This is a genomic window from Microbulbifer discodermiae, assembly GCF_040742695.1.
Lineage (GTDB): Bacteria > Pseudomonadota > Gammaproteobacteria > Pseudomonadales > Cellvibrionaceae > Microbulbifer.
In genome coordinates, this window is the sequence record NZ_JBFLAB010000145.1 from 1 (window position 1) to 1494 (window position 1494).

Here is a 1494-nt window from a genome sequence, read left to right on the forward strand (position 1 = left end):
CGCCTGCGTCAAGCCCTGCTCAAGGACCAGCTTTACGGCCTCTGAACGAAACTCTATTGAATAAGTCTTTCTCATAGTCATTACATACTCCCAATTGCCTATGGTAACAATCGGGACTGTCCGGAGAAATCAGGCTACCCCAATTGGGGCATCGAATTTTCCATGTAATTTACCTTCTTGGTATTCAGCTCTCCAGTGGAGCAATGCACAGGACATGAAACCACATTCACCACCGCAAACAGTAGAGTATGCCTTTCCTGTATAGGGTTTGCCGGTGCTTTTCAAGAAAGCAATGCCATTTTAAATTGCAGTTCCGAATCGGAGACCCCCTACAAATACTGCTTGCATTGATAGTTAACAAGGGTCACGTAAGAAGCGCCTAGCGCTACCACCGTGATTACGACAAAGATTGTTGCTTTGAATAACTTCATTGCGCTCATTTGTAAACATAACGCCTTGCCCGCAGACCGATCGAAAGGGAGGTCCGGTCCGAAGGGTTATTGTGCGGTAACTGGTTATGTCTTGATTTATTCATGGGACTTCACTAAAGGGTAATTCTATATCGTGCTCACCTAAAACTATTTTGTAATGGTTGAGCTTATCCCATAGTGCATTACGAATTTCATTAATTTCGTAGAATGCATCTTCAATGTTTTTGTTCTTTAGCTCACTACATGCATCATCCAAAGACTGGCAATATGAATATAGGGTATCTCCTTGTATAAGAACTCCCGGATAGTTTCTACCTGGATGTTTCATAACAGCTTGGTTTGTAGAATCTGACAAAATCTCAACTTCTTTTTTCTTCATATTTATTCCTTAGGACACTTAACGTCCGACGCACAGGCGAAGAACGCAGGGCTGAGTCCAGGCCGAAGGCCGATTGTGTCGGCGCTGGTTATATTTCATTACGCGATTAGCTCTAAATTAGAAGGAAAAGAGCGAAATTCCTCCCATTGAGATTTACTCATTTCACCTTTGAACTCACGGGAGTTCCACGCTCGACTTAAGTACGCATATATATGTGCTATATCTATAGAATAGCCCTCGATATCGATACTCCCCTTAGATCCCATTTCTTTAATGAGATCACCTAGATGCTCATGTACCCCTTTTAGCTCACTCATTAATTGACTCCATTCAACTGGATTTTCCTTGCTATCTATCATGATTTCTCTGAAATATAACGCCCCCAACAGTGGTGTGAGTCGCACGCAGTGTGGCGATCCACTGCCTGGCTTTGTTATGAGTCATTCTTTCTAAGTGTAAGAACCTCAGAAAAATAACGACGATCACGGTAGCCACTATTTTTAGTTACTCCAAAGGCCTTATTTCTTTTTTCCATAGCTACTAGTGGGCTATGCGGAAAATAAGGTTACGTGATTTGATTTCATGTATACTTGCCCCATGGATACTCCGGACGTTTTTACAATTACCGCTCATGATGCAGCGACCCTGGAAAGCTGGATTCGCAGCACCTCGCTTCAGCAGGGT

General features: G+C 43.0%; 2 protein-coding genes. Both read right to left on the reverse strand.

The window, feature by feature from the left end; genetic code table 11:
* Nucleotides 1-531: 531 nt before the first annotated feature.
* On the reverse strand, nt 532-810 hold the full coding sequence (locus AB1S50_RS19440) for a DUF6959 family protein (protein ID WP_367152927.1): 279 nt from the start codon (nt 808-810) through the stop codon (nt 532-534).
* Between the two features lie 98 nt (nt 811-908).
* On the reverse strand, nt 909-1169 hold the full coding sequence (locus tag AB1S50_RS19445) for a hypothetical protein (protein ID WP_367152929.1): 261 nt from the start codon (nt 1167-1169) through the stop codon (nt 909-911).
* Between the last annotated feature and the right edge of the window lie 325 nt (nt 1170-1494).